This is a genomic window from Sphingomonas sp. PP-CC-3A-396 (assembly GCF_004343105.1).
Lineage (GTDB): Bacteria > Pseudomonadota > Alphaproteobacteria > Sphingomonadales > Sphingomonadaceae > Sphingomonas.
In genome coordinates, this window is record NZ_SLYF01000001.1 from 340,192 (window position 1) to 366,872 (window position 26,681).

Here is a 26,681-nt window from a genome sequence, read left to right on the forward strand (position 1 = left end):
GACGGGGCCGGGTTCAAGTGCTTGATGCGACCAATATCAATTCCGACATAGTGGCAAAGGGCTCGCGGACTCGCGGCCCGACAGGAGTATTGTAAATGCCATCATTTGCACCCGCCCTCGAGACCACGCTGCACAAGGCGCTCGAGGCGGCATCGTCCCGGCGCCACGAATATGCGACGCTGGAGCATCTGCTGCTCGCGCTGATCGACGACGAACATGCGTCGAAGGTTATGACCGCGTGCAACGTCGAGATCGGCGAACTGAAGAACACCGTTGCGCACTACCTCGACAGCGAACTCGATGCGCTGAAGGTCGATGCAGCGACCGATCCCTCGCCCACCAGCGGGTTCCAGCGCGTCGTCCAGCGCGCAATCCTGCACGTCCAGTCCTCAGGCCGCGACGAAGTGACCGGTGCGAACGTGCTCGTCGCCTTGTTCAGCGAGCGCGAGAGCTATGCCGTCTATTTCCTGCAGCAGCAGGACATGAGCCGCCTCGATGCGGTCAGCTTCATCAGCCACGGCGTCGGCAAGGGCGGGCAGCAGGCGACCGAAGCATCCACGCCAAAGGGTGCGGACGACGAGAAGCCGGCCAAGGGACAGGAGAAGGGCAAGACGGAAAGCGCGCTCAAGCAATTCACGGTTGACCTCAACGAGAAGGCCAAGAACGGCAAGGTCGATCCCCTGATCGGGCGCGGGCCGGAGGTGGATCGCACGATCCAGATCCTGTGCCGCCGATCGAAGAACAACCCGCTGTATGTCGGTGATCCCGGCGTCGGCAAGACCGCGATCGCGGAAGGCCTGGCGCGCAAGATCGTCGAGGGCGACGTGCCCGACGTGCTGTTGCCTGCCGTGATCTACTCGCTCGACATGGGCGCGTTGCTGGCCGGAACGCGGTATCGTGGCGACTTCGAGGAGCGCCTGAAGGCGGTCGTCAACGAACTCGAGAAGCTGCCGGATGCGGTGCTGTTCATCGACGAGATTCACACCGTGATCGGTGCGGGTGCGACGAGCGGCGGCGCGATGGATGCTTCGAACCTGCTCAAGCCGGCTTTGTCGGGCGGCACGATCCGGTGCATCGGCTCGACGACGTACAAGGAGTTCCGCAATCACTTCGAGAAGGACCGCGCTCTGCTGCGACGCTTCCAGAAGATCGACGTGAACGAGCCGACGATCGAGGATACCATCAAGATCCTCGCCGGCCTGCGCTCGGCGTTCGAGGATCACCACAACGTCAAGTACACCCCCGATGCGATCAAGTCGGCGGTCGAGCTGTCAGCGCGGTACATCAACGATCGGAAACTGCCGGACAAGGCGATCGACGTGATCGACGAAGTCGGCGCGATGCAGATGCTGGTGGCGCCGAACAAGCGCAAGAAGACGATCACGCCGAAGGAGATCGAGCAGGTCATCGCGACGATGGCGCGCATACCGCCGAAGTCGGTCTCGACCGACGACAAGTTGGCGCTGGCCACGCTCGAGACGGACCTGAAGCGCGTGGTGTTCGGGCAGAATGCGGCGATCGAGAAGCTCAGCTCGGCGATCAAGCTGGCGCGGGCGGGTCTGCGCGAGCCGGAGAAGCCGATCGGCAACTATCTGTTCACCGGGCCTACGGGTGTCGGCAAGACCGAAGTTGCCAAGCAGCTGTCGACGATCCTCGGCATTCCGCTCCAGCGGTTCGACATGTCCGAATATATGGAGCGGCATTCGGTCAGTCGCCTGATCGGTGCGCCCCCGGGCTATGTCGGGTTCGACCAGGGTGGTCTGCTGACCGATGCGATCGACCAGAACCCGCACTGCGTCCTGTTGCTCGACGAGATCGAGAAGGCGCATCCGGACCTGTTCAACATCCTGTTGCAGGTGATGGATAACGGGCGGCTGACCGACCAGCATGGCAAGTCGGTCGATTTCCGCAACGTCATCCTGATCATGACGACCAATGCGGGTGCCAGCGACATGGCGCGCGAGACGGTCGGCTTCGGCAATTTGTCGCGCGAGGGCGAGGACGAGGTGGCCGTGACGAAGATGTTCACGCCCGAATTCCGCAACCGTCTCGATGCGGTGGTGCCGTTCGGGTACCTGCCGACCGAAGTGGTGGCGCGGGTGGTGGACAAGTTCATCCTCCAGCTCGAACTCCAGCTGGCGGATCGCGGCGTGCACATCGTCCTCGACGACGAGTCGAAGGCATGGCTCACGACCAAGGGCTATGACAAGCTGTACGGCGCACGGCCGATGGGCCGCCTGATCCAGGAGAAGATCAAGCAGCCGCTCGCCGAGGAACTGTTGTTTGGCAAGCTGGTGCACGGCGGCGAGGTGACGGTGAAGATGAAGGACGGCGCGCTGTCGTTCGCGATCGAGCCGGCGGCACCGAAGAAGCCCAAGAAGAAGGGCAAGGTGGAGACCGTCGAGACCGAGTGATCTCGGGTTTTGATGTGGTTTAAAGGGCCTGCCGTCGGAGCGATCCGGCGGCGGGCTTTTTTTGTTCGGGCGCGTTGCATGGGTGGACCGGGTCGACCGTCCGGATTTTGGTTCGGAACGCTCACAACGAGAGAAGTTTGTTTCCCCGCGAAGGCGGGGACCCAGACTGGGCTCCCGCCTTCGCGGGAGAACAAGGGGCAGGTGCTGCGCCTGAATGCTTCGATCCATTTACCCTAACCCCAAGCTTCCCCCAGCAACACAAGCCCCCCTAACCGCCACAGGCCCCTCCCCGGCGGAGGCCGGGGCCCAGGTGGGAAACGGTGATAACTGCGGACAGCGCGTCGTTACTGAGACCTTTCCGACTGGGCCCCGGCCTTCGCCGGGGTGGGGCTGATGGGCGGATGGGATACGCATCCACGTTACGAGGTGGCGGGAAGGACAAGGGCGGGGAGGACTTCGCGACGGACGTCGTCTTTCCCTCCCCCTCCGTCTGGCAAGTGCCCGCCACCTCCCCCCGGGCGGGGGAGGATCGATGCGTCGCGAGGAATCTGCGTGCGTTTACCGATAATTGGGGAAGCGGCGCTAGCGTCGCGGCATGGAACGCTTGGCATGGTTGCGATGGATGATCGGCGCGCTCGCGCTGGGCTTCGGTCTTGCCCTTGCCGCGCCTGCCGTCGCGGTCACGGGCACGCCGCTTTCGGTCTGCGTCCGCCCTGCCCTTACCGGCCAGACGCCTGCCGCGCTGTTCGCCAAACCGGCCGGTTTCGACTGCACGACATCGCAGACGCGGTTCGGCGGCGGCGACTTTTGGATCCTGTCGCAGCGCCTGCCCGCGATCAGCGGCGACGATCATACCGTGCGGATCGGCAGCACCTGGGTAAACCGGGTCACGCTGTACGTACAGTACGCCGATGGGTCGATCCGCCAGACCGGCTTCACCTCGCGCACCGCGGGGCGGTTGCTCGGGCTTGGCGCGGTGATCGTCCAGCCGATCCCGCATCACGATGCCGCGCCGGTCCGGCTGCTGTGGCATGTCGAGGGCGCGGCGAACCTGCGCGGGCTGATCCTCGGCCCGGCGATCGCCGATCACGAACAGCGCGATACCACCGAGATCCTGCTCGCCGCGCTGTATGGCGCGTTCGGCGGGATGGCGATCGCGCTCATCGTCTACAATCTCGCATTGTGGGGCGCGCTTCGGCAGGCGTTCCAGCCCGCCTATTGCCTGCTCGTGCTGTGCCTGCTTGCCTATGCGCTGACCTCGTCGGGGGCGCTGGGCCAGCTGTTCCAGGGCCTCGACAACAATGATCGCCAGCGGCTGAACGCGCTGTTCCTGGCCGGATCGGCGGCGTCGGCGCTGCTGTTCGCGCGCACCTTCTTCGAGCGCGCGGTGTTCGCCGGCTGGCTGCGGCCCGCGAGCAACTGGGTGATCGCCGGGCTGCTGGCTGCCGGCGCCCTGTGGGCGACGTGCGCACCGTGGCATTTCCATATGCTCGATACGATCCTGGCCTGTGCGTATCTCGCGCTGCTGGTGCTGATCCCCGCCGTCCTGTTCCGTGCGTGGCGCGTGCGGAGCAGTTTCCTGTGGCTGTTCGCGCTGGCGTGGAGCGTGCCGATCGCAGTGGCCGGGCTGCGCGTCGCCAACGCCTTCGCACTCCTCGACTGGAGCCTGTGGCTCGACAATTCGACGATCCTGTCGATGGCGCTCGAATCGATGCTGTCGAGCCTCGCGATCGCCTACCGGATCCGGCTGCTCAGCGTCGAGCGCGATACCGCGCGCGAACAGGAGATCGCCGCGCGGCTGCTGGCGGATACCGAGCCGTTGACCGGATTGCTCAACCGCCGCGCGTTCCTGACGCGTGCGATCGGCCGAACGGGCGACCAGATGCTGCTGATCGCCGATGTCGATCATTTCAAGCGCGTTAACGAGAAGATCGGCCATGACGGCGGCGACGAGGTGCTGCGCGTGGTTGCGCGCGCGCTGCGCAACGCGGTGCCGGCGGACGCACTGGTCGCGCGGATCGGCGGCGAGGAGTTCGCGATCCTGGTCGATGCGGCGAATGCCGTCGCGCCCGATTCCGTGCTCGACCGGTTGCGCAGCCAGCGCATGCCGTTCGACATCGCCGTGACCGCGAGCATCGGCGCGTGCACCGGACCGTTGCTCGACGAGACCGACTGGAAGCTGCTCTACAATTGCGCCGACCGCGCGCTGTTCGCGGCGAAGGCGGCGGGCCGCGACCGCGCGCGCGAGGCGCCGTCGTTGTGCATCGCCGCCTGATCACCGCTCGACTTGTCGGGGATCACGAAGTGCGACATGATCGCAACCATGGCCGGGGGGACACAGGATGCGAAATCGTAAGGCAACACTGGCGATAGCGGGGCTGATCGCGCTCACCGCGATCGCCGTGCGGCACCCGACCGTCGATGTGCAACTGGTCACGCATGATGCGCGCGATCCCGCGCCGCACCGGATGCAGGCGGCGGTCGATTTCGGGCTGGTCGGCGTCTCGGTACTTTATACCTGGACGGTCAGCCGACTGCGCTGAACGCGTCCGAACCCGTCTGAACCCCGCCGCCACGTCCTTGACCCCCATCGCGTGCCTGCGCCATAGCGACGGACATGGACACGCCGATCGAAGACCTCGCGTTCGAGGATGCACTGAAGGAACTCGAGCTTATCGTCGGGAAGCTGGAAAGTGGCGATACGCCGCTCCAGCAGGCGATCGAGCTGTACGAGCGCGGCAACAAGCTGCGCCAGCGTTGCGCCGACCGGCTCGATGCGGCGCAGGCGCGGATCGAGGCGATCCGGCTCGACGGCGACGGCAAGCCCGCGGGCGTCCGCCCGTTCGCGGCGGGCTGACGCAGTGAGCCAGATGCCCGTCACGCTGGATGCCGCCCTCGCCGACGTCGCGGCCGAGATCGACCGGCAGTTCGACCAGTTGCTGGCGATCCCCGACGATCCGCGCGGAGACCTGTACCGTGCGATGCGGCATGCCGCGATCGGTGGCGGCAAGCGGTTGCGCCCGCTGCTCGTGTTCGCGACCGCCAATCTGTTCGACGTCGCGCCCGAATGTTCGGCACGGGCGGCGACCGCTTTGGAGGCGATCCACGTCTATTCGCTGATCCATGACGACCTGCCGTCGATGGACGATGACGACATGCGGCGCGGCAAGCCGACCGTCCACAAGGTGTTCGACGAGGCGACCGCAATCCTGGCGGGCGACTGCCTGCATGCGCTGGCGTTCGAGATTTTGGCCGATCCGGCGACGCATCCCGATCCGTTCGTGCGGATCGAACTGGTGATGGACCTGGCACGCGCCGCTGGCCCGAACGGCATGGCGGGCGGGCAGAAGATGGATATCGAGGCGGAGAGCACGCGCTTCGACCTGAATACCGTCACGCGGTTGCAACAGATGAAGACGGGGGCGCTGATCTCGGCGTCGGTCGAGGCCGGCGCGATCCTCGGGCGCTTGCCGCCGGAGGGCCGGGTCGGTCTTCGCGGCTATGCGCATGACCTGGGGCTTGCGTTTCAGATCGCCGACGACCTGCTCGATGCCGAGGGCGACGAGGCGGTCGTCGGCAAGTCGCTGCGCAAGGACGAGGTCGCGGGCAAGGAGACGTTCCTGTCGCTGCTCGGGCCCGAGCGCGCGCGCGAACAGGCGCGGATGCTGGTCGACCAGGCGATCGCGCACCTGCATAGCTATGGCAAGGAAGCCGATCTGTTGCGCGACATCGCGCGCTTCGTGCTCGAACGCGACCGCTAAGCGTATAACCGGGAGTTCAACATGACCGCACGCATTGGTGTCTATCCAGGCACGTTCGATCCGGTCACGTTGGGCCATATGGACATCATCCGACGCGGCGCGAAGCTGGTCGACCGGCTGGTGATTGGGGTGACGACCAACCCGTCGAAGTCGCCGATGTTCACGATCGAGGAACGGATGGCGACGGTGCGCCGCGAAGTCGCGGGGATCGGCGGCGACATCGAGGTGGTCGAATTCGATTCGCTGCTGATGGACTTTGCCGAGCGGCAAGGGGCGAAGGTGATCGTCCGTGGCCTGCGTGCGGTCGCCGATTTCGAATACGAGTATCAGATGGCGGGGATGAACCAGCAGATCAATCCACGCGTCGAGACGGTGTTCCTGATGGCCGATGTCGCGTTGCAGCCGATCGCGAGCCGGCTGGTCAAGGAGATCGCGTTGTACGGCGGGAATATCGCCAAGTTCGTGCCCGAGGCCGTGCGCGAAGAGGTCGTCGCGCGGGTCGAGAAGATCGGCCGTAAGGGGAGCTGATCAGGATGGTGCATCATCCCGCGGGCGGGAATGAAGCACCTCTAGGATAGACCGCCGTCCGGTTTGAAGCCGCGGACCTAGCAACTTCCGCTGCCTTGTTCTCCCGCGAAGGCGGGAGCCCAGACTGGGTCCCCGCCTTCGCGGGGAAACACGCTTTGCATGTCCGATCGGGATAACCGCCGACCCGGTCCGGGCTGCCGAAGCCAATCTGGCCCGGGCTGCAGAAGCCAATCTGGCGCTGCTGCAGCCTCAGAACCCGAAAGTTATTTCCCGAAGCCGGTCGGCGCGGGCGAGACCACGGTGGTCGTGCCACCGCGGATTTCCTTCACTTCCAGCGCGCGCTCGGCGACGTTGTCGCGGCCGAAGCGGAACGCGCCGTCGATGCCGGCAAAGCCGTCGCCGTCGCGCAGGCGGTTGACCGGGAACGGGGTGCCGGGCTTCCAATCGCGCGCGATGCGGACCGTCAGCAGCACCGAATCATAGCCGAGGCTCGACAGGCGGTAGGGCCCGGCGCCGAAGCGTGCGCGGTATTTGGCGGCGTATTGGCGGTAGAGCGTGTCCGAGACGCTGGCATACCAGGCGCCGGACAGTGCGGGCTTGGCGGCGATGCTGGTGTCGGAATTCCAGAGTTCGGTGCCGAGGATGCGCGTCGACGCACCGCCGCGCTTGACCATCGCTGCCGCCGAGGCTGCGGTGGCGCCTCCGTCGGCAATCAACACCGCGTCATAAGGGGCCTTTGCGGCCAACCGCGTGACCGCGCCCGAAATGCCGCCGGGACCGCGCGCGTAGGTCTGGAGCGAGACGACCTGGCCACCGGCGCCTTCGACCGCGCGGAGGAACGCGGTCGAGGCGCGCTCGCCGTACAGGCCGTTGGGGACGAGGCCGGCGAAATTGCTGACGCCGCGTGTCCGGGCGAAATCGACGACGCGCGCGATCGACTGGGTCGGGACATAGCCCATCAGGTACGCGCCGTTGCCCGCCACGCCGAGATCGTTGGAGAAGCTGAGCACCGGGATGTTCGCGGCGCGCGCGATCGGTGCGACCGCGCGGACGTCGTCGGCGAGCAACGGGCCGAGGATCAGTTGCGCACCTTCCGCGATCGCGCGCTGCGCGGCGGCGGCGGCACCGGTCGCGGTGTCGTAGTTGGTGATCCGGACGCGCTGGTTCTGCGTGTCGAGCAGCGCGAGCATCGTCGCGTTGGCAATCGAGGTGCCGACGCCGGCGTTGCTGCCCGACAGCGGTACGAGCAGCGCGACGCGGTTGCGCTCGGCATCGCGCGGGATGCCGGTCTCGACGCCAATCTCAGGACGATCGACGGGACGCGTGGTCGGGCGCTGCTGCGACGGCTCGACCGGTCCGCGCGGGACGATCGTCTGACATGCGCCAAGCAAGCACGCCGCACCGAGTGCCACCCACCGGCCGAATGCGCGGTGCCGTCCCGGTTGCCCTATCGTCGTCGCGTCTGCCATGACCATCCCCATGAACCTTGAATCTCTTCTCGATCCCGGCCTCTACATCGTCGCGACCCCGATCGGCAATCTTGGCGATCTGTCGCCGCGCGCCGCCGACATCCTCCGCCGCGCCGACGTGATCGCGGTCGAGGACAGCCGCGTGACCGCCGGTCTGCTCCGCCATATCGGCACGAAAACGCCGATGGTGCCGTATCACGACCACAGCGCGGAGGGTGTGCGCCCGGCGTTGATCGCGCGGATGGCGACGCAGGCGGTGGCGCTGGTGTCGGATGCGGGGACGCCGCTGATTTCCGACCCGGGCTTCAAGCTGGTGCGCGATGCGCGCGCGGCGGGGCACCTGGTGGTGACGATTCCCGGCCCTTGTGCTGCCGTCGCCGCGCTGACGCTGGCGGGCCTGCCGACCGACCGGTTCCTGTTCGTGGGGTTCCTGCCGTCGAAGCTGCACGCGCGGGCGGAGGCTATCGCGGAGGTGGCGACGATCCGCGCGACCCTCGTGATGTACGAGTCGGGGCCGCGGTTGGGGGCGTGTCTGGCGGCGCTGTTGGAGGGGCTCGGCGACCGCGAGGCGGCGGTGACTCGCGAGATCAGCAAGAAGTTCGAGGAGGCGGTGACGGGGACGCTGTCGACTTTGGCCGAGCGCTATGCGGACGCGCCGCCGCGCGGGGAAATCGTGATCGTCGTCGCACCGCCGGGTGAAGCGCCGCCGGCGAGCGCGGAGGATGGTGACGCGGCGCTGGTCGAGGCGCTGACGCGACTGTCGACCGGGCAGGCGGCGAGTGAGGTGGCGAAGAAGCTCGGGCTCGACCGGAAGGCGCTCTATGCGCGGGCGCTGGAATTGAAGGCAGAGGGCTGATCTCCCCTCCCGCTTGCGGGAGGGGTCGGGGGAGGGCATGCCACGGACGTGCCGCCCTTCCCCTCCCCTAACCCCTCCCGCAAGCGGAAGGGGAACACGCAGGACCGACAAGTTGCGGAAGCCGCCGGTCGTCGGGGCGAGCGATTGGCGGGGTGGTGGCTACGGCTGAAGGGCTGGAGCATCCTGGATCGCCGCGTGCGGACGCCCGCCGGCGAGGTCGATCTCGTCGCGCGCAAAGGTAACCTGATCGCGTTCGTTGAGGTCAAGACCCGCGCGACCGCTGCCGAACTCGACTTCGCGATCGACGAGCGGCGGCTCGCGCGCGTGGCGGCGGCGGCGGAGTATCTGATGCCGCGCTATGCCGGGCCGGGCGACGATATCCGCGTCGACGTCATCCTGCTCGCACCGGGTACGCGGCCGCGGCATATCGAGAATGCGTGGATCGGAGGCGGGATAGGCTGAGGCGATCAGGCGAGCGTAGGTGACAAATCCCGCCCGCCTTCCTAAGTCCCGATCCGAACCATCCCAACCCGTCACCCCAGCGGACGCTGGGGTCTCTCCGTAACTGGGAGACCCCCGCGTCCGCTGGGGTAACGGCCAAAGCGGGGTGCATGGAAGGAATGCGAGAATGAGCCTCACCGTCGCCGTCCAGATGGACCCGCTCGACAGCATTAACATCGCCGGCGATTCGACCTTCGCGCTGATGTTGTCCGCGCAGGATCGTGGCCATACGCTCTTCCATTATTCGGCCGAAGATTTGAACTACCGCGACGGCCGTGTCTGGGCGAAGGCGCATCCGGTCACCGTGCAGCGCGTCGTCGGCGATCATTTCAGCGTCGGCGAGCCCGTGAACCTCGATCTCGGCGACGAGGCGGACGTCGTGCTGATGCGCCAGGATCCTCCGTTCGACCTCGGCTACATCACCGCGACTCACCTGCTCGAGCGAATCGCCGCCAAGACGCTCGTCGTGAACGATCCGGCGCAGGTCCGGAACGCGCCCGAGAAGGTGTTCGTGCTCGACTATCCGCAGTTCATGCCGCCGACGCTCGTCACGCGCTCGCTCGACGAGGCGCGGAAATTCCTCGCCGAGCACGGCGCGATCGTCATCAAGCCGCTGCACGGCAATGGCGGCAAGGCGATCTTCAAGGTCGAGTCGGACGGCGCAAACCTGTCGGCGCTGATGGAGGTCTTCAATATGACGTGGCGCGAGCCGCACATGGTGCAGGCGTTCCTCCCCGACGTGGCGAAGGGCGACAAGCGGATCGTGCTGATCGACGGCGAAGTGGCGGGTGCGATCAACCGGCTGCCGGGCGAAGGCGAGATCCGCTCGAACCTCGCGGTCGGCGGGTCGGCGGAGAAGTCGGAACTGACCGACAAGGAGCGCGAGATCTGCGCGGTGCTCGGGCCGGAGTTGAAGAAGCGCGGGCTGTTGTTCGTCGGGATCGATGTGATCGGGGGCACCTGGCTGACGGAGATCAACGTGACGTCGCCGACGGGGATCGTGGCGATCGAGAAGTTCGATGGGACCGATGTCGCCGGCATGATCTGGGATGCGATCGAGGCGAAGGTCGCGGCGCGATAGTCGCCGAACATCACCCCGGCGAAGGCCGGGGCCCAATTGGAAAGGTCGCAGTAACGGAGCGCCGCCCTCCGTCGTAACCGTCCCCCAATTGGGCCCCGGCCTTCGCCGGGGTGGTGCAATGGTGGAACGCCTCGCGGAACCCATCCAGCGTCCCGGCAGTATCTCATACCCATGACCGCATTCATCCTCGATCTGATCGCCTGGGGCGGATATTTCGGTATCTTCCTGTTAATGGCGCTCGAGAATATCGTTCCGCCGGTCCCGTCCGAAGTCATCATGGGGCTCGGCGGCATGGCGGTCGCGCGCGGCGACATGACCGTCGTTCCGCTGATCGCCTGGGGCACCGCGGGGTCGGTGGTCGGCAATTACTTCTGGTATTATATCGGCCGCAACATCGGCTACGAGCGCTTCCGCCCGTTCATCGAGCGCAACGGGCGCTGGCTGACGATGGAATGGTCGGACGTCGAGACAATCCACCGGTTCTTCATGAAGCGCGGCGGGTGGGTTATCTTCGTTTTCCGGTTCATGCCAACCTTCCGCACCGTCATCTCGCTGCCCGCGGGCATGACGCGGATGCCGATCTGGCAGTTCGTGATCTGGACCGCGGCTGGCAGTGCGATCTGGAACACCGTGCTCGCCTATGCCGGCATCCTGCTCGGCTCGCATTTCGAGGAGCTCGACCGCTATGTCGGGCCGGTCGCGGTGGCGACGTTCGTCGTGATCATCCTCGGCTATGGCTGGCGCGTCGTGACGTGGAAGCCGAAGGGGTAATCAGGCCCTGGGGTGCGCGTTGCGGTAGACGTCCATCAGGTGTCCGGCATCGACCTGCGTATAGACCTGCGTCGAACTGAGGCTCGCATGCCCGAGCAGCTCCTGGAGCGCGCGCAGGTCTGCCCCCCGACCCAATAGGTGGGTCGCGAAGCTATGGCGTAGCGCGTGCGGCGTCGTCCGATCGCCCAGCCCCAGCCTGGTCCGCGCCGCCTGTACCGCGCGACGGATCACGACCGGGGACAGCGGACCCCCTTTCGCGCCGCGGAACAGCGGTTCGTCGCGCGAGACCGGCCACGGCGTCTGCGCGATATAGGCTTCGATCGCCGCACGCACCTGCGGCAACAGCGGTACGATGCGGGTCTTGGCGCGCTTACCCGTCACCCGGATCGTCTCGCCGAGCGGGAGGATATCGCCGCGCAACGTCAGCGCCTCGCCGATCCGCAGCCCTGCCCCGTACAGCAGCATCAGCACCGCCCAGTCCCGCGCGCCGATCCACGGCTCGGTCGCATCGTCCGCCACCTCCTCGGCCAGCGCGACGGCTTCGGCCGGCGAGATCGGCCGCGGCACGCCGGTCTTGACGCGAGGCCCCCGCATGCGCGGTTGCTCGGCGCGGTCGTTCGCCCAAGCGAGGAACCCGCGCACCGCCGACAATTCGCGCGCGGCGGACGCGTTGCCGAGCCCGTGTTCGCGGCGGTCGGCGAGATAGGCGCGGAGATCGGACGCGGTGACCCGAGCGAGGTCGGCGCGGTCGATGCGCTCGCCCCAATGCGCCTGCAGGAACGCGGTCAAGCGCTCCGCGGTCGCCTGGTAGGCGCGCACCGTATGGACCGATCGGCGCCGATCGCGGGCCAAATGGTCGCTCCAGAGCATTGATGGCGGCTTATTGTAAAAATCAACATCATCGGATGTCGACCCATCGCGCGGCAGCAAGACTGTAGACGGGGGGATGGCGATGGTCATGCGGTGGACAGTATCCGCTGGAACCGGCAAAGAAAATTAACGCCCTCGCTTTATTAGAAACATCATGTCTTCAGCACTGCCCCCGGCCGACATGTTCGCGGACGAGACACGGCGGTTAGCCGCGCTGCACGCGCTCGCGCTGCTGGATAGCGAACCCGAGCGCGATTTCGATGCGCTGGTGGCGCTGGCCGCAGAGATGCTCAATTGCCCGACCGCGATGTTGACGCTGGTCGACTCCGATCGGCTCTGGATCAAGGCATCGAACACCGGCGCGCGGGGCGAGATCGCGCGCGACGTCGGCATGTGTGCGCACACGATCCGGGGCAGCGGTCCGATGGTCATCGACGACATGACGCTAGACCCGCGATTCGAATCGAACCCGATGGTCGTTCCCGACAACGGCCTGCGCTTTTATGCGGGGGCGCCGATCCACGCGATTGACGACACCGGCGAGCGTCACGCGATCGGCGCGCTGTGCATCATCGATACCGCCCCGCGCAGCCTCAGCGACGCCGGACGGCGCGCGTTGCAACATCTTGCGACGCTGGCCGAGACGACGATCGCGGCGCGCGCCGCCGCGCATCAGGCGATAACGATCGCGACCATCGCCGACCGGCAGGCCGCCGCGCTGGCCCGGCAGGACCGGATCTTTCGCCAAGCGGAGCGGATGGCGGCGTTCGGATCGTGGCGCGTCAATTTCGCCAACGACGATATCGAATGGTCTGACGGGGTCTATCATATCTATGGCTTGCCGATGTCCGAGCGGCCGACGATGGCGACGGCAATGGACTTCTATCCCCCGCATGCGCGCGCGGAGATCAGCGCCGGGTTGGCGCGCGCGGTCGAGACCGGGGCACCGCTCGATATCGAGGTCGATTTCACCACCGCGCAGGGCGAACTGCGCCGGGTCCGCGTGATGGGCGAATGCGAGGGCGACGGCGACACGCCCGCCGCGCTGGTCGGCGTGTTCCAGGACGTGACCGAACGCCACGCGCTCGAAGTGACGCTGCGCCGCACGGCGGACACCGATTCGCTGACGGGAATCGCCAACCGGGCTGCGTTCGATCGTGCGCTGGACAGCGCGATGCTCCGCGCGCACGAACAAGGCACGCCGCTATTGCTGGCGCTGGTCGATCTCGATGGGTTCAAGGCGATCAACGATACGCTCGGCCATACCGCGGGCGACGACGTGTTGCGCGGAGTCGGACGCGTGCTCGAAGCGCCGTGGCTCAAGGGCAGCTTTGCCGCACGGCTCGGCGGCGACGAGTTTGCGGTGATCGTCGACGATCCGGTGCTGGCCACATCGATGAGCCACGTCCGCCGACGACTCGAGGAGGCGCTGCGCTTTCCGATCGCGATGGGCGGACTGGCGATGGTCAGTGCCGGCACGGTCGGGATCGCGATGCTCGATCACGACTGTCACACGATCCGCGATTTCGTCCACCGCGCCGATACGATCCTGTATCAGGCGAAACGCGAACGGGTCGGCGAGCGCCGACGCTCCGATCGAAAGACCGCGGCCTAGCTCTCGGCGCCGCCGTCCAGGCCGGGTCTGACGCACAGGTCGCGTAGGCGGTTCACGCGGAGTCGATCTGCCCCCATATACCGAGACGATGTCGTCCCGCGCCCGTGTCCTGATCCTCAACGCCGCCCTCGGGCCGCTCGACTACCGCGTGCCTGCCGGCATGGACGTCGGGCCGGGCTCGATCGTCGTCGCGCCGCTCGGGCCCCGGCAACTGCTCGGCGTGGTGTGGGAGGCGGAGCGGATGCCGTCGGATGCCGAGGTCGGCGACAACCGGTTGCGCAACCTGCTCGCGGTCGCCGACGTGCCGCCCTTGGGGGCGCCGCTGCGGCGGCTGGTCGAGTGGACCGCGGATTATTATCTCGCGCCGGCGGCGTCGGTGTTGCGGATGACGCTCGCCTCGACCTCGGCGCTGGAGGGCGCGCGGACGGCTATCGAATATCGTTCTACGGGAGTGGTGCCGCCGCGTCTGACGCCGCAGCGGGAGCAGGCGCTCGAACGGATCGGCGATCGGCAAGGGCTGATCCGCGAACTGGCGACGCTGGCGGAGGTGAGCGACGCCGTCATTCGCGGGCTGGTGAAGGTCGGTGCGATCGAGGCGGTCGAGGTGAGTATCGACGCCCCCTACCCCGCGCCCGATCCGTCGCATCACGAGCCGGTCCTGTCCGACGACCAGCGCGCGGCGGCGGATGCTCTGGTAGCGGGGGTGGCGGAACACGCGTTCCACCCGACGCTGCTCGACGGGGTCACGGGCTCGGGCAAGACCGAGGTGTATTTCGAGGCGGTGGCGCAGGCGATTCGCGATGGTCGGCAGACCTTGGTGCTGCTGCCCGAGATCGCGCTGACCGAGCCGTTCCTCAAGCGCTTTCACGACCGGTTCGGGTGCGAGCCGATCGCTTGGCACTCGGGGCTGCGCTCGACCCAACGCCGCCGCGCGTGGCGGGCGATCGCGAGTGGCGAGGCGCTGGTGACGGTCGGTGCGCGCTCGGCGCTGTTCCTGCCGTACCGCGATCTTGGACTGATCGTCGTCGACGAGGCGCACGAGACCAGCTTCAAGCAGGAGGAGGGCGTGCATTATCACGCGCGCGACGTGGCGGTGATGCGCGGCAAGTTCGAGGGGTGCCCGGTGATACTCGCCTCCGCCACGCCGGCGATCGAGACGCGGCAACAGGTCGTGACCGGGCGATATGCGGAGCTGAAGCTACCGGGGCGGTTCGGCGCGGCGGAGATGCCGACGATCGAGCCGATCGACCTGATCAAGGAACCGCCCGAGCGTGGTCGCTGGCTGGCCCCGCGGCTTGTGAAGGCTATGCAGGCGACGCTGGAGCGGCGGGAGCAGTCGCTGCTGTTCCTCAACCGGCGGGGCTATGCGCCGCTGACGTTGTGCCGGACCTGCGGGCACCGGTTCCAGTGCCCGAACTGTACGGCGTGGATGGTCGAGCATCGACTGACGCGGCGGCTGGCGTGCCATCACTGCGGGCATGCGGAGCCGACGCCGCGGGTGTGTCCGGAATGCAAGGGCGAGGATACGCTGGTCGCGTGCGGGCCCGGCGTCGAGCGAATCGCGGACGAGGTGACGGCGCTGTTTCCGGAGGCGAAAACCGCGGTGGTCACGTCGGACACGATCTGGTCGCCGGCCAAGGCGGCGGAGTTCGTCGGGCGGATGGAGGCGGGCGATATCGACATCGTCGTCGGCACGCAGCTGGTGACGAAGGGGTATCATTTTCCGAACCTCACCCTGGTCGGCGTGGTCGATGCGGATCTCGGACTCGATGGCGGCGACCTGCGTGCAGCGGAACGCACGTTCCAGCAGATCCGGCAGGTGTCGGGACGTGCGGGGCGTGGCGAGAAGCCCGGGCACGTGTTCATCCAGACGCATAGTCCGGGGGCGCAGGTGATGCAGGCGCTGATCACCGGCGATGCGGATGCGTTCTATGCGGCGGAGACGGATGCGCGGAAGGATGCGGGGGCGCCGCCGTTCGGGCGTTACGCCGCGATCGTGGTGTCGTCGGAGGACCAGGGGTGTGCGCACGATACGGCCAAGCTGGTGGGGCGGAGTGCGCCTGAGGTCGAGGGCATGAACGTCTATGGCCCTGCGCCGGCGCCGTTGGCGATGTTGCGGGGGCGGCACCGGTATCGGTTGCTGGTCCATGCGCGGCGGGCGCTGGATGTGCAGGATGTGATCCGGGAATGGCTGGGGAAGCTGGACTGGCCGTCGAAGGTTCGCGTGACGGTAGACGTCGACCCGTATAATTTCCTGTAGCGGCGCCCCACCCGTCATCCCAGCGGAAGCTGGGATATCATCGTGGCGGGTGCTGCGACCCGGAACGGGGAGATCCCAGCTTTCGCTGGGATGACGGACTGGCGGGGCGCGGCTGGCCGGCGCAAGCTCGCAAGCCGATAGACGTCTGCCCGCATGTTTCTTTGGAGCGCGCCCCCTTCCACGACCGTCATCCCAGCGAACGCTGGGATATCATCGGAGCGGGTGCTGCGACCCGGAACGGGGAGATCCCAGCTTTCGCTGGGATGACGGACTGGCGGGGCGCGGCTGGCCGGCGCAAGCTCGCAAGCCGATAGACGTCTGCCCGCATGTTTCTTTGGAGCGCGCCCCCTTCCACGACCGTCATCCCAGCGGAAGCTGGGATATCATCGGGGCGGGCGCTGCGACCCGGAACGGGGAGATCCCAGCTTTCGCTGGGATGACGGACTGGCGGGGCGCGGCTGGCCGGCGCAAGCTCGCAAGCCGATAGACGTCTGCCCGCATATTTCTTTGGGGCGCGTCCCCTCTCACGACCGTCATCCCTGCGGAAGCTGGGATACCATCGGGGCGGGCGCTGCGACCCGGAACGGGGAGATCCCAGCTTTCGATGGGATGACGGTTTGAGGGGCGCGCTCGCCGTCTCAAATCGAGGAAGTTTGTTCACCCGCGAAGGCGGGTGCCCAGTCTGGGTCCCCGCCTTCGCGGGGAAACAAGCTTAGGTCAGTTAGAGAGCTTACTCGGCGTGTTCGGCGAGGACGGTCAGGCCCTTGGCGTTGACCTCGGCGAAACCGCCCTTGATCGCGATGACCTCCGGCGTGCCGTTCTGCGTGCGGAAGATCTGCACGCCGCCGTCGCGGACCGTCGACATGAACGGCGCGTGGCCTTCGAGGACGCCGAAATCGCCTTCGGTGCCGGGGACGACGACCATGTAGACCTCCTCCGAGCGGACGAGCTTTTCTGGCGTGACGAGTTCGAAATGCAGCATCTTGTTCGCCTTCTCCCTCTCCCCTGCGGGGAGAGGGTCGGGGTGAGGGGCAGTACCGGGCGAAGGCGCTCGTGGCGGCCCCTCACCCCAGCCCTCTCCCCGGAGGGGAGAGGGAGCTAGATAGTCTTACGCTTCCGCAGCCATCTTCTCGGCCTTGGCGACGGCTTCGTCGATGCCGCCGACCATGTAGAACGCGGCCTCGGGGAGGTGATCATACTCGCCCTCGACCACTGCCTTGAACGAGCGGACGGTATCCTCGAGCTGGACGAACTTGCCGCTGATGCCGGTGAAGACTTCGGCGACGTGGAACGGCTGGCTTAGGAACTTCTGGATCTTCCGCGCACGCTGGACGGTGAGCTTATCCTCTTCGCTCAGCTCGTCCATGCCGAGAATCGCGATGATATCCTGCAGCGACTTGTACTTCTGCAGCGTCGACTGAACGGCGCGAGCCGTATCGTAATGCTCCTGCCCGACGACGCGTGGCTCGAGCAGACGCGAGGTCGAATCGAGCGGATCGACCGCCGGGTAAATGCCCAGCTCCGAGATCGCACGGTTGAGGTTGGTCGTCGCATCGAGATGCGCGAACGACGTCGCCGGCGCCGGATCGGTAAGATCGTCGGCGGGAACGTACACGGCCTGCACCGAGGTGATCGACCCCTTGTTGGTCGACGTGATGCGCTCCTGCAGCGCGCCCATGTCGGTCGACAGCGTCGGCTGATAGCCCACCGCCGAAGGAATACGGCCGAGCAGTGCCGAAACCTCTGCACCCGCCTGCGTGAAGCGGAAGATGTTGTCGACGAAGAACAGCACGTCCTGGCCTTCGACGTCGCGGAAATACTCGGCGATCGTCAGGCCCGACAGCGCGACGCGAGCGCGCGCGCCTGGCGGCTCGTTCATCTGGCCGAACACCAGCGCGACCTTCGAGCCCTCCGACTGCGGATTGCCGTCGGCATCCTTGGCGATGACGCCCGCGTCGAGGAACTCGTGGTACAGATCGTTACCCTCGCGGGTACGCTCGCCGACGCCTGCGAACACCGAGGTGCCGCCATGGCCCTTGGCGATGTTGTTGATCAGCTCCTGGATCAGCACGGTCTTGCCGACGCCTGCGCCCCCGAACAGGCCGATCTTGCCGCCCTTTGCGTACGGTGCAAGCAGGTCGATGACCTTGATGCCGGTGACCAGGATCGCGCTCTCGGTCGACTGGTCGACGAACAGCGGTGCCGACGCATGGATCGGGGCGGTCGTCTCTGCGCCGACGGGCCCGCGCTCGTCGATCGGCTCGCCGATGACGTTGAGGATGCGGCCGAGCGTCTTCGGGCCGACCGGCACGCGGATCTGCGAGCCAGTGTCGGTGACGGTCTGGCCGCGGGTCAGACCCTCGGTGGCGTCCATCGCGATCGTGCGAACGGTGTTCTCGCCGAGATGCTGCGCGACTTCGAGGACGAGCCGGTTGCCGTTATTGTCGGTTTCGAGCGCCGACAGAATGGCGGGCAAATTGTCGGGGAAATGCACGTCGACGACCGCACCGATGACCTGCGAGATGCGGCCGGTGTTGTTGGTGGCCTTGGGGGCGAGCGTGGTTCCGAGGGTCTCTGGGGCGGTTGCCATTGTCTGCTTCCTTGGACTTACTTGAGCGCTTCGGCGCCCGAGATGATTTCGACCAGCTCGGTCGTGATCGCGGCTTGGCGGGTACGGTTATACTGGATCGAGAGGCGCGTGATCATGTCGCCGGCATTGCGCGTGGCGTTGTCCATCGCGTTCATGCGCGAACCCTGCTCCGACGCTGCGTTTTCGAGCAGCGCACGGAAAATCTGGATCGCGACGTTGCGCGGCAGGAGATCCGCGAGGATCGCTTCCTCGTCGGGCTCGTACTCGACGACAGCCTCCGCCGGAGCGTTGGGCTTGGCTTCTGCACCGGGGATCGTCGACAGCGGGATCGGAATGATCTGGATGCCGGTCGGGACCTGCACCAGCGCCGAGACGAACTTCGCGTAGAACAGATGCGCGACGTCGAACTGACCTTCGCCGAAGCGCTTGATCAGGTCTTCGGAGATTTCCTGCGCATGGCTGAACGCGAGCCGCTTGATCTGGCCCATCTCGTGATCGGCGAGGATGTCGTTCGGGAAGAAGCGCTTGATCACGCGCCCCTTCTTGCCGGCGACGTAGAACTTCACCGTCTTGCCGGCCGCGATCAGTTCCTCGGCCTTGCGGCGTGCCGCCCGGACGATGTTGGTGTTGAACGCGCCCGCGAGGCCGCGCTCCGACGTCGCGATGACAATCAGGTGGACCTGATCCTTGCCGGTGCCCGCGAGCAGCGGCGACGCGCCCGGCGCGATGCCGACGCGCCCCGCGAGGCTCGCCATCACCGCTTCGAGGCGCTCGGCATACGGACGCCCGGCAACTGCCGCGTCCTGCGCACGGCGCAGCTTCGCAGCGGCGACCATCTTCATCGCCTTGGTGATCTTCTGCGTCGACTTCACCGAGCCGATGCGGATCTTGAGGGCCTTAAGTGATGCCATCTTCTCTTCCTGCTCCCTCGCTCCTCACAGAGGAGGGTCGGATTACACGCTCTGCTCCCTCTCCCCGTCGGGGAGAGGGTCGGGGTGAGGGGCAGTTGCAAAGCGCAACGCCCGGTACAACCCCTCACCCCAGCCCTCTCCCCGCAGGGGAGAGGGAGCTAATCAGGCGAAAGTCTTCGCGAACGCTTCGAGCGCTGCCTTCAGCTTGTCCTTCGCCTCGTTACCCAGGTCACGGGTATCGCGGATCAGCTTCAGCACGTCGGCATGGTTCGCACGCATGTCGGCCAGCAGCGCCTGCTCGTAGCGGGTCACGTCGGCGACCGGCACCTTGTCGAGATAGCCGCTGGTGCCGGCGAAGATCGACACGGTCTGCTCCTCGAACGGCAGCGGCGAGAACTGCGCCTGCTTGAGGAGCTCGGTCAGGCGCGCGCCGCGGTTGAGCAGCTTCTGCGTCGACGCATCGAGATCCGACCCGAACTGCGCGAATGCCGCCATCTCGCGGTACTGCGCCAGCTCGAGCTTGATCGAGCCCGACACCTTCTTCATCGCCTTGGTCTGAGCGGCCGAACCGACGCGGCTCACCGACAGGCCGACGTTGATCGCCGGACGCACGCCCGAGAAGAACAGATCGGTCTCGAGGAAGATCTGGCCGTCGGTGATCGAGATCACGTTGGTCGGGATGTACGCCGAAACGTCGCCCGCCTGCGTCTCGATGATCGGCAGCGCGGTCAGCGAGCCGCCGCCATTCGCGTCGGACATCTTCGCCGCACGCTCGAGCAGGCGGCTATGGAGATAGAACACATCGCCCGGATACGCCTCACGGCCCGGAGGACGACGCAGCAGCAGCGACATCTGGCGATACGCGACGGCCTGCTTCGACAGATCGTCGTAGCAGATCAGCGCGTGCATGCCGCGATCGCGGAAATACTCGCCCATCGCGACGCCGGTGTACGGTGCGAGATACTGGAGCGGTGCGGGGTCCGACGCGGTCGCGGCGATGACGATGGTGTATTCCATCGCGCCGTTCTCTTCGAGCGTCTTGACCAGCTGTGCGACGGTCGAGCGCTTCTGGCCGATCGCGACATAGACGCAATACAGCTTCTTCGACTCGTCGTCGCCGGCGTTGGCGATCTTCTGGTTGATGAACGCGTCGATCGCGACGGCGGACTTGCCGGTCTGGCGATCGCCGATGATCAGCTCGCGCTGGCCACGGCCGACAGGAACGAGTGCGTCGATCGCCTTGAGCCCGGTCTGGACCGGCTCGCTGACCGACTGGCGCGGGATGATGCCCGGTGCCTTCACTTCGACGCGGCTGCGCTCGGTGGTGTGGATCGGGCCCTTGCCGTCGATCGGGTTGCCGAGGCCATCGACCACGCGGCCGAGCAGCTCCTTGCCGATCGGCACGTCGACGATCGTGCCGGTGCGCTTGACGATGTCGCCTTCCTTGATCTCGGAATCGCTCCCGAAGATCACGACGCCGACGTTATCGGCCTCGAGGTTGAGCGCCATGCCCTGCACGCCGTTCGAGAATTCGACCATCTCGCCGGCCTGGACGTTGTCGAGGCCGAAGATGCGCGCGATGCCGTCGCCGACGCTCAGCACCTGGCCGGTCTCGCTGACCTGAGCCTCGGTGCCGAAATTGGCGATCTGATCCTTGATGATCTTCGAGATTTCTGCGGCGCGGATATCCATTAGCTTAGCCCTTCATCGCGTGCGCGAGAGTGTTGAGACGCGTCTTGATCGACGAATCGATCATCTGGCTGCCGACGCGGACGACGAGTCCACCCAGCAACGATGGGTCGACGCTGAGGTCGACGGAAACTTCACGACCGACGCGCTGGCGGAGCTGATGCTTCAGCTCGATCACCTGCTCGTCGGTCAGCGGATGCGCGGACGTCACCTCGGCGGCAATTTCACCGCGATGCTGCGCGGCAAGTGTCCGGAATGCCTTGATGATCTTCGGCAGTGCGCCAAGCCGGTGGTTCTCGGCGAGCACGCCGAGGAAGCTCTTGGTGGTCGCATCGACACCGAGCTCGTCGGCGACCGCGGAGACTGCCTTCACGGCGGCGCCACGCGAGACCATCGGGCTGGACGTCAGCGTGCGAAAGTCCTCCGACTGCGCGAGTGCGTCACGCACGTTCGCCAGGCTCGACTCGACCGCGTCGATCGTCTTCGCGTCACGCGCGAGTTCGAACAGGGCCAGCGCGTAACGCCCGCCTAAGCTCGCTTGAATACCGCCGGATGTCTCCACGGAACCTCTATCCTCGCCTGCAACGAATAACCGACCCAAAGGACGAGAGGGCGCGAAAGCACCTCTCCTGGGACGCGGCGCGGTTAGCATCGGGTTGTCGGATTGGCAACCCGGCGGGAGGGTCGGGGGGACGGGTTTGTGACTGTTTTGTCATTCACTCTCCGTCACCCCGGGTCTTTCGGCTTCGCTCAAGAGAGCCTTGTTCCGGGGTCCACCGCTCCGCTAACCCTACGGCTTGTTGCCGATGCGGCACGGTGGATGCCGGAACCAGTCCGGCATGACGGATAGGGAAACAGAATGACCGGCACGATGGAAACGATGACGATGTCCGACGGCGCGACCGTCGCGGTCTATCACGCACAGCCGACCGGCGAGCGTCGCGGTGGCCTCGTGCTGGTGCAGGAGATCTTCGGCGTCACCGACCACATCCGCGACCTCTGCAACGAGTACGCCGCCGATGGCTACGAGGTCCTCGCCCCCGCCCTGTTCGACCGCGAGCATCCCGGCTTCGAGGCGGACTATTCGGGCGACGGCCTCGCGCGCGGCGTCGAACTCGCGCGGCAGCTCCACCCGTTCGACCTGTCGTTGAAGGACGTCCAGACCTGCATCGACACGCTCGCCCCCGCCGGGCCGGTGTTCGTGGTCGGCTATTGCTATGGCGGCTCGGTCGCATGGTTCGCCTCGACCAAGCTGACCGGCGTCGCGGCGGCGAGCGGCTATTACGGCAGCATGATCCCCGCCGCGGCGGACGAGGAGCCGAAGGTTCCGGTGATCCTGCACTTCGGTCGCCACGACCACGGTATCCCGATGGAGGGCGTCGAGCAGGTGATCGCGAAGGATTGGCCGAACGCGACGGTGTACGTCTACGAGGCGGGCCACGGGTTCAATTCGGACCGCCGGAAGGATTACCACGAGCCGAGCGCGGACTTGGCCAAACAACGCACGCTAGACCTGTTCCGCGCTAACGGCGGCTGAGCCACTTCATTCCCTTTGGCACCACCCCGGCGAAGGCCGGGGCCCAATTGGAAAGGTGGCAATAATTGAGGGATGCGCTCCGTTAGCAACGTCCCTCAATTGGACCCCGGCCTTCGCCGGGGTGGTGGCTCTGGTAGAGGGGCTAAAGGACAGTCGAAGGCCTCGGCGCAGGCCGGCACTTCAGACGCGAAGGCCACCCCTTACTTCCTTGTTCTCCCGCGAAGGCGGGAGCCCAGTCTGGATCCCCGCCTTCGCGGGGAAACAACTCTCTGTCGCGCCTTCCAGATTACTCCGCTGGATAGTCCGCCCCAAGGCTGTCCGCCTTATGCGCCTCGATCTCCTCCAACCGCTCCGCCAGCTTCTTGGTCACCGCATCATACCCCCAAGCCCCCAGCACCAAGTGCCGCGGCGGGTTCGCGTCCTCGGTCAGCGCGATCATCGCCTCGCCGGCCCGCCTCGGATCGCCGGCCTGAGTCCCGCTAACCTCACGCGTCCCATCAAGCCGCTTGCCCGCCGTGTTCGCATAGTCCGCAATCTTCACCGGCGTCTGCTTCAGCGAACGCCCGGCCCAATCCGTCCGGAACGGTCCCGGCTCAACGCACGTCACGTTGATCCCGAGCGGCTTCACCTCGGCGAGCAACGCGTCGGACCAGCCCTCGACCGCATGCTTCGACGCGGCATAATAGCCTGACCCCGGGAACCCGACCTGGCCCGCGACCGACGTGATGTTGATTACATGCCCGCTCTTCTGCGCGCGCATCACCGGCAGCACCGCGCGAGTCAGCGCAAACAACCCGAACACGTTCGCATCGAACTGCGCACGAATTTCGGACTCCTCGCCCTCCTCGACCGACGCCTGATAGCCGTAGCCCGCATTGTTCACGAGCACATCGATCCGCCCGAACTTAGCCTTGGCCTGCGCCACTGCATCGTCGATCTGCGCCTGATCGGTCACGTCGAGCGACACCGCCAGCGCACGATCCTCGGCCCCCTCCGCCAGATCGGCGACCCGATCCGCATCCCGCGCGGTAACCACCGCACGCCAACCGCGCGCAAGCACGAGCTTGGCGAGTTCGCGACCGAAACCGGTCGAGCAGCCGGAAATGAACCAGACGGGCGTGTCGGAGGCCATGAGACATCTTTCGTTATGGGGTATGTCCAAGAGAACGGCCGGGTTGGCGATTGGCTCCGCTTTGACCGCAAGCCACGGGATGCGCGCGGGCAACCAGCGCCTATAATGACGCGATGAGCACCGCCCCTCGCCTCGACGACGACACCGCCTGGACCGCGTTCGAAGCCCGCGACCGCGCGTGGGACGGCCGGTTCATCGTCGGCGTGAAGACCACCGGCATCTACTGCAAGCCAAGCTGCCCCGCGCGTCACCCAAAGCGCGAGAACGTCACCTTCCACCCCGATCCGCCGAGCGCCCGCGCCGCTGGCTTCCGCGCATGCCTGCGCTGCACCCCGGACGAAGTCGGCCGCGACCGGACCGCCGTCGCCGCCGCCGTCGCGCTGCTCGGAGCCGCCGAGGACAGGCTATCGCTCGACCAGGTCGCCGCCAGCGTCGGCTACGCCCCCCATCATTTCCACCGCCTGTTTAAGCGCGCCACCGGCGTCACCCCAGCGGCCTACGCCCGCGCTTTGCGCACAGGGCGGGCGCGCGACGCCTTATCGGAGGATTCGACCGTGACCGAAGCGATCTACGACGCCGGCTATTCCGCCCCTAGCCGCTTCTACGAAGCCGACGCCAAGCGGCTCGGCATGGCGCCCAGCGCCTGGGCCCACGGCGGCGAAGGCGTGACGATCCGGTGGACGGTCGCCGACACGAGCCTCGGCGCGCTGTTCGTCGCAGCCACTGACAAGGGCCTGTGCCGCGTGTCGTTCGATGAAGATGCCGATGAACTCCACCGCCGCTTCCCCAACGCCAAGATCGAACCCGGCGATGCCGCGCTCGCCGATCTAGCCGCACAGGTCGTAGCCGCCGTCGAATCCCCCGAGCGCGACCAAGACCTCCCGCTGGACGTCCGCGGCACCGCCTTCCAGGAAGCGATCTGGCAAGCCCTACGCACCATCCCGATCGGCGAAACCCGCACCTACAGCGAACTCGCCGCCCTCGCCGGCCGCCCCGCCGCGGTCCGCGCCGCGGGCACCGCGTGCGGGCAAAACCCCGTCTCGATCGTCATCCCTTGCCACCGTGCGCAGCGGATCGGCGGCGCGCTTGGCGGCTATGCCTATGGGTTGGACCGCAAGCGTGCTCTCCTAGCCTCCGAAGCTCAGCGCGCCGACTTGCAGGAATAGACGAGCTTCTCGTTCGGCAACGGCGGCAATACCGCCCGCACCGCAGCCTGCTGGCCCGCAAGCCGACCCAGCGCCGCATCGTCCATGTTGCACACGTTAGGCACGACACCACGCGCAGTCCATGCCGCGGTCATCCCCGCCGCCGACAGCAGATAGCGCGTGTTGGAATACACCCGCGTCGCCGGATCGAACGACAGGACGGACACGGTCTGCTCGGCGTCGGGCACGAGCACGCGGTCCCATCGCCCGTTCGCCTCGACATATTGCGTCTTGCCGTTGACGCAGCCCTTCGCGCCCCAGTCGATCGGCACGTCGTCGCTGGACGAGATCGTGATGCGGCTGCGCTCGGGGATCAGCGTGCACATCAGCTTGCCGAGCGCCGCATCGGGCGTCGAGATCCGTGTCTTGGGCAATGCGGACAGCGGTACGTCGACCTCACCCGAGGGCCGCAACACGAACACGACGATCGCGACCAGCACGCTCAGCCCGCCAACGCCGAGCGCCCAGACCGCCTGCCGCCGCTGGCCCCGCGATTCGAGCAGCCCCGCGCTTCCGATCACGAGCGCGCCAGCCACCAGCAGCAGCCCGGCGATCGCCATCACGTTCTCGCGGCTGCGCGACGCCTCGGTCCGCGCCTTCTCCAGCGCAACCTCGCGTGCCATCGCATCCTGCGTCGCGGCATCGCGCTTGGCCGACGCCGCATCGGCGGTGGCGCGCGCGTCCGCGTCGCTATCCTGCCGCAACCGATCCTCGATCGAGGTGCAGCCCGTGCCGATCGACGCGTAGGGCTGTTTCGCGTCGTGCAGGAAGCCCGCCAGCTCGGTATCCGCAATCGCGAAGCCGAATGTCGAATCGCCCTCTTCGCCGCGCGTGATCGCCGAGTTCACGCCGATTATTCGCCCGCAGCGATCGAGCAACGGCCCGCCCGAATTACCCCGCGCGATGCTGGCCGTATGGAGCAAGACTTCGACGCTGCTCAGCACCCGGCGGCCCGAAAGCACGCCCTCCGACCGCACCGGCGTCATCGGCCGGATGTAATCCGCCGCCGACCGCGCGGTCGCCAGATCGACGTTCCCCGGGAAGCCGAGCGACACCACCGCGTCGCCCTCACTCATCGGCCCGGTATAGAGCGCGCTTGGCGGCAGGCGCGCGCCGGTGAACTCGATCAGCGCCAGGTCGCGCTGCGAATCATACGCGATCACCTTGCCCTGGTACGACTTGGTGCCCTCCGTAGGGACGATCCCGACGACGACATTGTCGGGATAGCGCTCGGCGAGATCGACAACGTGCGCATTGGTGACGATGCGGTTGGGCGCGATCGCGAAGCCGCTGCCGTGACCGAAGCCGACCACCTGATCGTCGACCACCGCGATCGTCACGACGCGCACCACGCCGCGCCCGGTGGCGGCGATGTCGTCGGCAGACGCGGAGCTCGCCAACCCGAAAGTCAGCGCGAGAAGGAGCAGCAGGCGGATCATTCCCCAGCCTTCGGGGAGTTCTCGACCGCGATCAACCCTGCAGCCGATCCGA

23 protein-coding genes are annotated in these 26,681 nt (G+C 66.7%); 14 read left to right on the top strand and 9 right to left on the bottom strand.

The window, feature by feature from the left end; genetic code table 11:
- Nucleotides 1–95: 95 nt before the first annotated feature.
- The 6 genes from clpA to coaD all read left to right on the top strand — a co-directional run bounded on the left by clpA (nt 96) and on the right by coaD (nt 6,703).
- On the top strand, nt 96–2,414 hold the full coding sequence (clpA, locus tag C8J40_RS01580; protein WP_132895499.1) for an ATP-dependent Clp protease ATP-binding subunit ClpA: 2,319 nt from the start codon (nt 96–98) through the stop codon (nt 2,412–2,414).
- 595 nt (nt 2,415–3,009) lie between these two features.
- Nucleotides 3,010–4,689: a diguanylate cyclase gene (locus C8J40_RS01585; RefSeq protein WP_243693159.1), complete on the top strand. Its 1,680-nt coding sequence runs from the start codon at nt 3,010–3,012 to the stop codon at nt 4,687–4,689.
- A 67-nt stretch (nt 4,690–4,756) separates the two neighbouring features.
- A complete protein-coding gene (locus C8J40_RS01590; RefSeq protein WP_132895500.1) occupies nt 4,757–4,957 on the top strand; it encodes a hypothetical protein in 201 nt (66 codons plus the stop codon).
- A gap of 74 nt (nt 4,958–5,031) precedes the next feature.
- Nucleotides 5,032–5,271, top strand: coding sequence for an exodeoxyribonuclease VII small subunit (locus C8J40_RS01595; protein WP_056060585.1), 240 nt, complete (start codon nt 5,032–5,034; stop codon nt 5,269–5,271).
- A 13-nt stretch (nt 5,272–5,284) separates the two neighbouring features.
- Nucleotides 5,285–6,175 (top strand): polyprenyl synthetase family protein, encoded by an 891-nt coding sequence (locus C8J40_RS01600; protein ID WP_132895826.1) that lies wholly within the window; start codon nt 5,285–5,287, stop codon nt 6,173–6,175.
- A gap of 21 nt (nt 6,176–6,196) precedes the next feature.
- Entirely contained in the window at nt 6,197–6,703 is a 507-nt protein-coding gene (gene coaD, locus C8J40_RS01605) for a pantetheine-phosphate adenylyltransferase (protein WP_132736179.1), read from the top strand.
- Between the two features lie 263 nt (nt 6,704–6,966).
- On the opposite strand, the gene C8J40_RS01610 is transcribed toward coaD, so the two are convergent.
- Nucleotides 6,967–8,172: a penicillin-binding protein activator gene (locus tag C8J40_RS01610; protein ID WP_132895501.1), complete on the bottom strand. Its 1,206-nt coding sequence runs from the start codon at nt 8,170–8,172 to the stop codon at nt 6,967–6,969.
- Between C8J40_RS01610 and rsmI the strand changes: the two genes are divergently transcribed.
- The 4 genes from rsmI (at nt 8,171) to C8J40_RS01630 (ending at nt 11,381) form a co-directional block, all read left to right on the top strand.
- The gene (rsmI, locus tag C8J40_RS01615) at nt 8,171–9,028 is read left to right on the top strand and encodes a 16S rRNA (cytidine(1402)-2'-O)-methyltransferase (RefSeq protein WP_132895502.1); all 858 of its coding nucleotides are present in this window, start codon (nt 8,171–8,173) and stop codon (nt 9,026–9,028) included. The genes C8J40_RS01610 and rsmI overlap by 2 nt on opposite strands.
- 48 nt (nt 9,029–9,076) lie before the next feature.
- On the top strand, nt 9,077–9,490 hold the full coding sequence (locus tag C8J40_RS01620; protein WP_132895503.1) for a YraN family protein: 414 nt from the start codon (nt 9,077–9,079) through the stop codon (nt 9,488–9,490).
- 166 nt (nt 9,491–9,656) lie between these two features.
- Entirely contained in the window at nt 9,657–10,610 is a 954-nt protein-coding gene (gene gshB / locus C8J40_RS01625; RefSeq protein WP_132895504.1) for a glutathione synthase, read from the top strand.
- Nucleotides 10,611–10,781: 171 nt separating this feature from the next.
- Nucleotides 10,782–11,381 (top strand): DedA family protein, encoded by a 600-nt coding sequence (locus tag C8J40_RS01630; RefSeq protein ID WP_132895505.1) that lies wholly within the window; start codon nt 10,782–10,784, stop codon nt 11,379–11,381.
- Here the strand turns inward: C8J40_RS01630 and C8J40_RS01635 are convergent, their stop codons facing one another.
- The gene (locus C8J40_RS01635; protein WP_132895506.1) at nt 11,382–12,251 is read right to left on the bottom strand and encodes a tyrosine recombinase XerC; all 870 of its coding nucleotides are present in this window, start codon (nt 12,249–12,251) and stop codon (nt 11,382–11,384) included. It abuts the gene before it with no gap.
- 154 nt (nt 12,252–12,405) lie between these two features.
- Between C8J40_RS01635 and C8J40_RS01640 the strand changes: the two genes are divergently transcribed.
- Nucleotides 12,406–13,866 (top strand): diguanylate cyclase, encoded by a 1,461-nt coding sequence (locus C8J40_RS01640; protein ID WP_132895507.1) that lies wholly within the window; start codon nt 12,406–12,408, stop codon nt 13,864–13,866.
- An 88-nt stretch (nt 13,867–13,954) separates the two neighbouring features.
- The gene (locus C8J40_RS01645; RefSeq protein WP_132895508.1) at nt 13,955–16,126 is read left to right on the top strand and encodes a primosomal protein N'; all 2,172 of its coding nucleotides are present in this window, start codon (nt 13,955–13,957) and stop codon (nt 16,124–16,126) included.
- 730 nt (nt 16,127–16,856) lie between these two features.
- Here C8J40_RS01645 and C8J40_RS01650 read toward each other — a convergent pair.
- From C8J40_RS01650 to C8J40_RS01670, 5 genes are all read right to left on the bottom strand, one after another.
- Complete coding sequence (locus tag C8J40_RS01650; RefSeq protein ID WP_132895509.1) at nt 16,857–17,108, bottom strand: ATP synthase F1 subunit epsilon; 252 nt, start codon at nt 17,106–17,108, stop codon at nt 16,857–16,859.
- A gap of 126 nt (nt 17,109–17,234) precedes the next feature.
- The gene (gene atpD / locus C8J40_RS01655) at nt 17,235–18,716 is read right to left on the bottom strand and encodes a F0F1 ATP synthase subunit beta (protein ID WP_056065176.1); all 1,482 of its coding nucleotides are present in this window, start codon (nt 18,714–18,716) and stop codon (nt 17,235–17,237) included.
- A 17-nt stretch (nt 18,717–18,733) separates the two neighbouring features.
- On the bottom strand, nt 18,734–19,627 hold the full coding sequence (locus tag C8J40_RS01660; RefSeq protein ID WP_132895510.1) for a F0F1 ATP synthase subunit gamma: 894 nt from the start codon (nt 19,625–19,627) through the stop codon (nt 18,734–18,736).
- Nucleotides 19,628–19,789: 162 nt separating this feature from the next.
- Nucleotides 19,790–21,319 (bottom strand): F0F1 ATP synthase subunit alpha, encoded by a 1,530-nt coding sequence (gene atpA, locus C8J40_RS01665; RefSeq protein ID WP_055873607.1) that lies wholly within the window; start codon nt 21,317–21,319, stop codon nt 19,790–19,792.
- A gap of 4 nt (nt 21,320–21,323) precedes the next feature.
- Nucleotides 21,324–21,878 (bottom strand): F0F1 ATP synthase subunit delta, encoded by a 555-nt coding sequence (locus tag C8J40_RS01670; protein ID WP_121905252.1) that lies wholly within the window; start codon nt 21,876–21,878, stop codon nt 21,324–21,326.
- Nucleotides 21,879–22,175: 297 nt separating this feature from the next.
- Here C8J40_RS01670 and C8J40_RS01675 point away from each other — a divergent pair, with 297 nt between their 5' ends.
- A complete protein-coding gene (locus C8J40_RS01675; RefSeq protein ID WP_132895511.1) occupies nt 22,176–22,853 on the top strand; it encodes a dienelactone hydrolase family protein in 678 nt (225 codons plus the stop codon).
- A 286-nt stretch (nt 22,854–23,139) separates the two neighbouring features.
- Here C8J40_RS01675 and C8J40_RS01680 read toward each other — a convergent pair whose 3' ends face one another.
- Nucleotides 23,140–23,985 (bottom strand): oxidoreductase, encoded by an 846-nt coding sequence (locus C8J40_RS01680; protein WP_132895512.1) that lies wholly within the window; start codon nt 23,983–23,985, stop codon nt 23,140–23,142.
- A gap of 113 nt (nt 23,986–24,098) precedes the next feature.
- On the opposite strand from C8J40_RS01680, the gene ada reads away from it, so the two are divergent.
- A complete protein-coding gene (gene ada / locus C8J40_RS01685; RefSeq protein WP_132895513.1) occupies nt 24,099–25,151 on the top strand; it encodes a bifunctional DNA-binding transcriptional regulator/O6-methylguanine-DNA methyltransferase Ada in 1,053 nt (350 codons plus the stop codon).
- Here the strand turns inward: ada and C8J40_RS01690 are convergent.
- Complete coding sequence (locus C8J40_RS01690; RefSeq protein ID WP_132895514.1) at nt 25,127–26,629, bottom strand: trypsin-like peptidase domain-containing protein; 1,503 nt, start codon at nt 26,627–26,629, stop codon at nt 25,127–25,129. The genes ada and C8J40_RS01690 overlap by 25 nt on opposite strands.
- Between the last annotated feature and the right edge of the window lie 52 nt (nt 26,630–26,681).

What these genes read in the sequence shown, in the direction of transcription:
- clpA (WP_132895499.1), top strand. Translation starts at nt 96, where the DNA reads ATGCCATCATTTGCACCCGCCCTCGAGACCACGCTGCACAAGGCGCTC.
- C8J40_RS01585 (WP_243693159.1), top strand. Translation starts at nt 3,010, where the DNA reads ATGGAACGCTTGGCATGGTTGCGATGGATGATCGGCGCGCTCGCGCTG.
- C8J40_RS01590 (WP_132895500.1), top strand. Translation starts at nt 4,757, where the DNA reads ATGCGAAATCGTAAGGCAACACTGGCGATAGCGGGGCTGATCGCGCTC.
- C8J40_RS01595 (WP_056060585.1), top strand. Translation starts at nt 5,032, where the DNA reads ATGGACACGCCGATCGAAGACCTCGCGTTCGAGGATGCACTGAAGGAA.
- C8J40_RS01600 (WP_132895826.1), top strand. Translation starts at nt 5,285, where the DNA reads ATGCCCGTCACGCTGGATGCCGCCCTCGCCGACGTCGCGGCCGAGATC.
- coaD (WP_132736179.1), top strand. Translation starts at nt 6,197, where the DNA reads ATGACCGCACGCATTGGTGTCTATCCAGGCACGTTCGATCCGGTCACG.
- rsmI (WP_132895502.1), top strand. Translation starts at nt 8,171, where the DNA reads ATGACCATCCCCATGAACCTTGAATCTCTTCTCGATCCCGGCCTCTAC.
- C8J40_RS01610 (WP_132895501.1), bottom strand. Translation starts at nt 8,172, where the DNA reads ATGGCAGACGCGACGACGATAGGGCAACCGGGACGGCACCGCGCATTC.
- gshB (WP_132895504.1), top strand. Translation starts at nt 9,657, where the DNA reads ATGAGCCTCACCGTCGCCGTCCAGATGGACCCGCTCGACAGCATTAAC.
- C8J40_RS01630 (WP_132895505.1), top strand. Translation starts at nt 10,782, where the DNA reads ATGACCGCATTCATCCTCGATCTGATCGCCTGGGGCGGATATTTCGGT.
- C8J40_RS01635 (WP_132895506.1), bottom strand. Translation starts at nt 12,251, where the DNA reads ATGCTCTGGAGCGACCATTTGGCCCGCGATCGGCGCCGATCGGTCCAT.
- C8J40_RS01640 (WP_132895507.1), top strand. Translation starts at nt 12,406, where the DNA reads ATGTCTTCAGCACTGCCCCCGGCCGACATGTTCGCGGACGAGACACGG.
- C8J40_RS01645 (WP_132895508.1), top strand. Translation starts at nt 13,955, where the DNA reads ATGTCGTCCCGCGCCCGTGTCCTGATCCTCAACGCCGCCCTCGGGCCG.
- C8J40_RS01650 (WP_132895509.1), bottom strand. Translation starts at nt 17,108, where the DNA reads ATGCTGCATTTCGAACTCGTCACGCCAGAAAAGCTCGTCCGCTCGGAG.
- atpD (WP_056065176.1), bottom strand. Translation starts at nt 18,716, where the DNA reads ATGGCAACCGCCCCAGAGACCCTCGGAACCACGCTCGCCCCCAAGGCC.
- C8J40_RS01660 (WP_132895510.1), bottom strand. Translation starts at nt 19,627, where the DNA reads ATGGCATCACTTAAGGCCCTCAAGATCCGCATCGGCTCGGTGAAGTCG.
- atpA (WP_055873607.1), bottom strand. Translation starts at nt 21,319, where the DNA reads ATGGATATCCGCGCCGCAGAAATCTCGAAGATCATCAAGGATCAGATC.
- C8J40_RS01675 (WP_132895511.1), top strand. Translation starts at nt 22,176, where the DNA reads ATGACCGGCACGATGGAAACGATGACGATGTCCGACGGCGCGACCGTC.
- C8J40_RS01680 (WP_132895512.1), bottom strand. Translation starts at nt 23,985, where the DNA reads ATGGCCTCCGACACGCCCGTCTGGTTCATTTCCGGCTGCTCGACCGGT.
- ada (WP_132895513.1), top strand. Translation starts at nt 24,099, where the DNA reads ATGAGCACCGCCCCTCGCCTCGACGACGACACCGCCTGGACCGCGTTC.
- C8J40_RS01690 (WP_132895514.1), bottom strand. Translation starts at nt 26,629, where the DNA reads ATGATCCGCCTGCTGCTCCTTCTCGCGCTGACTTTCGGGTTGGCGAGC.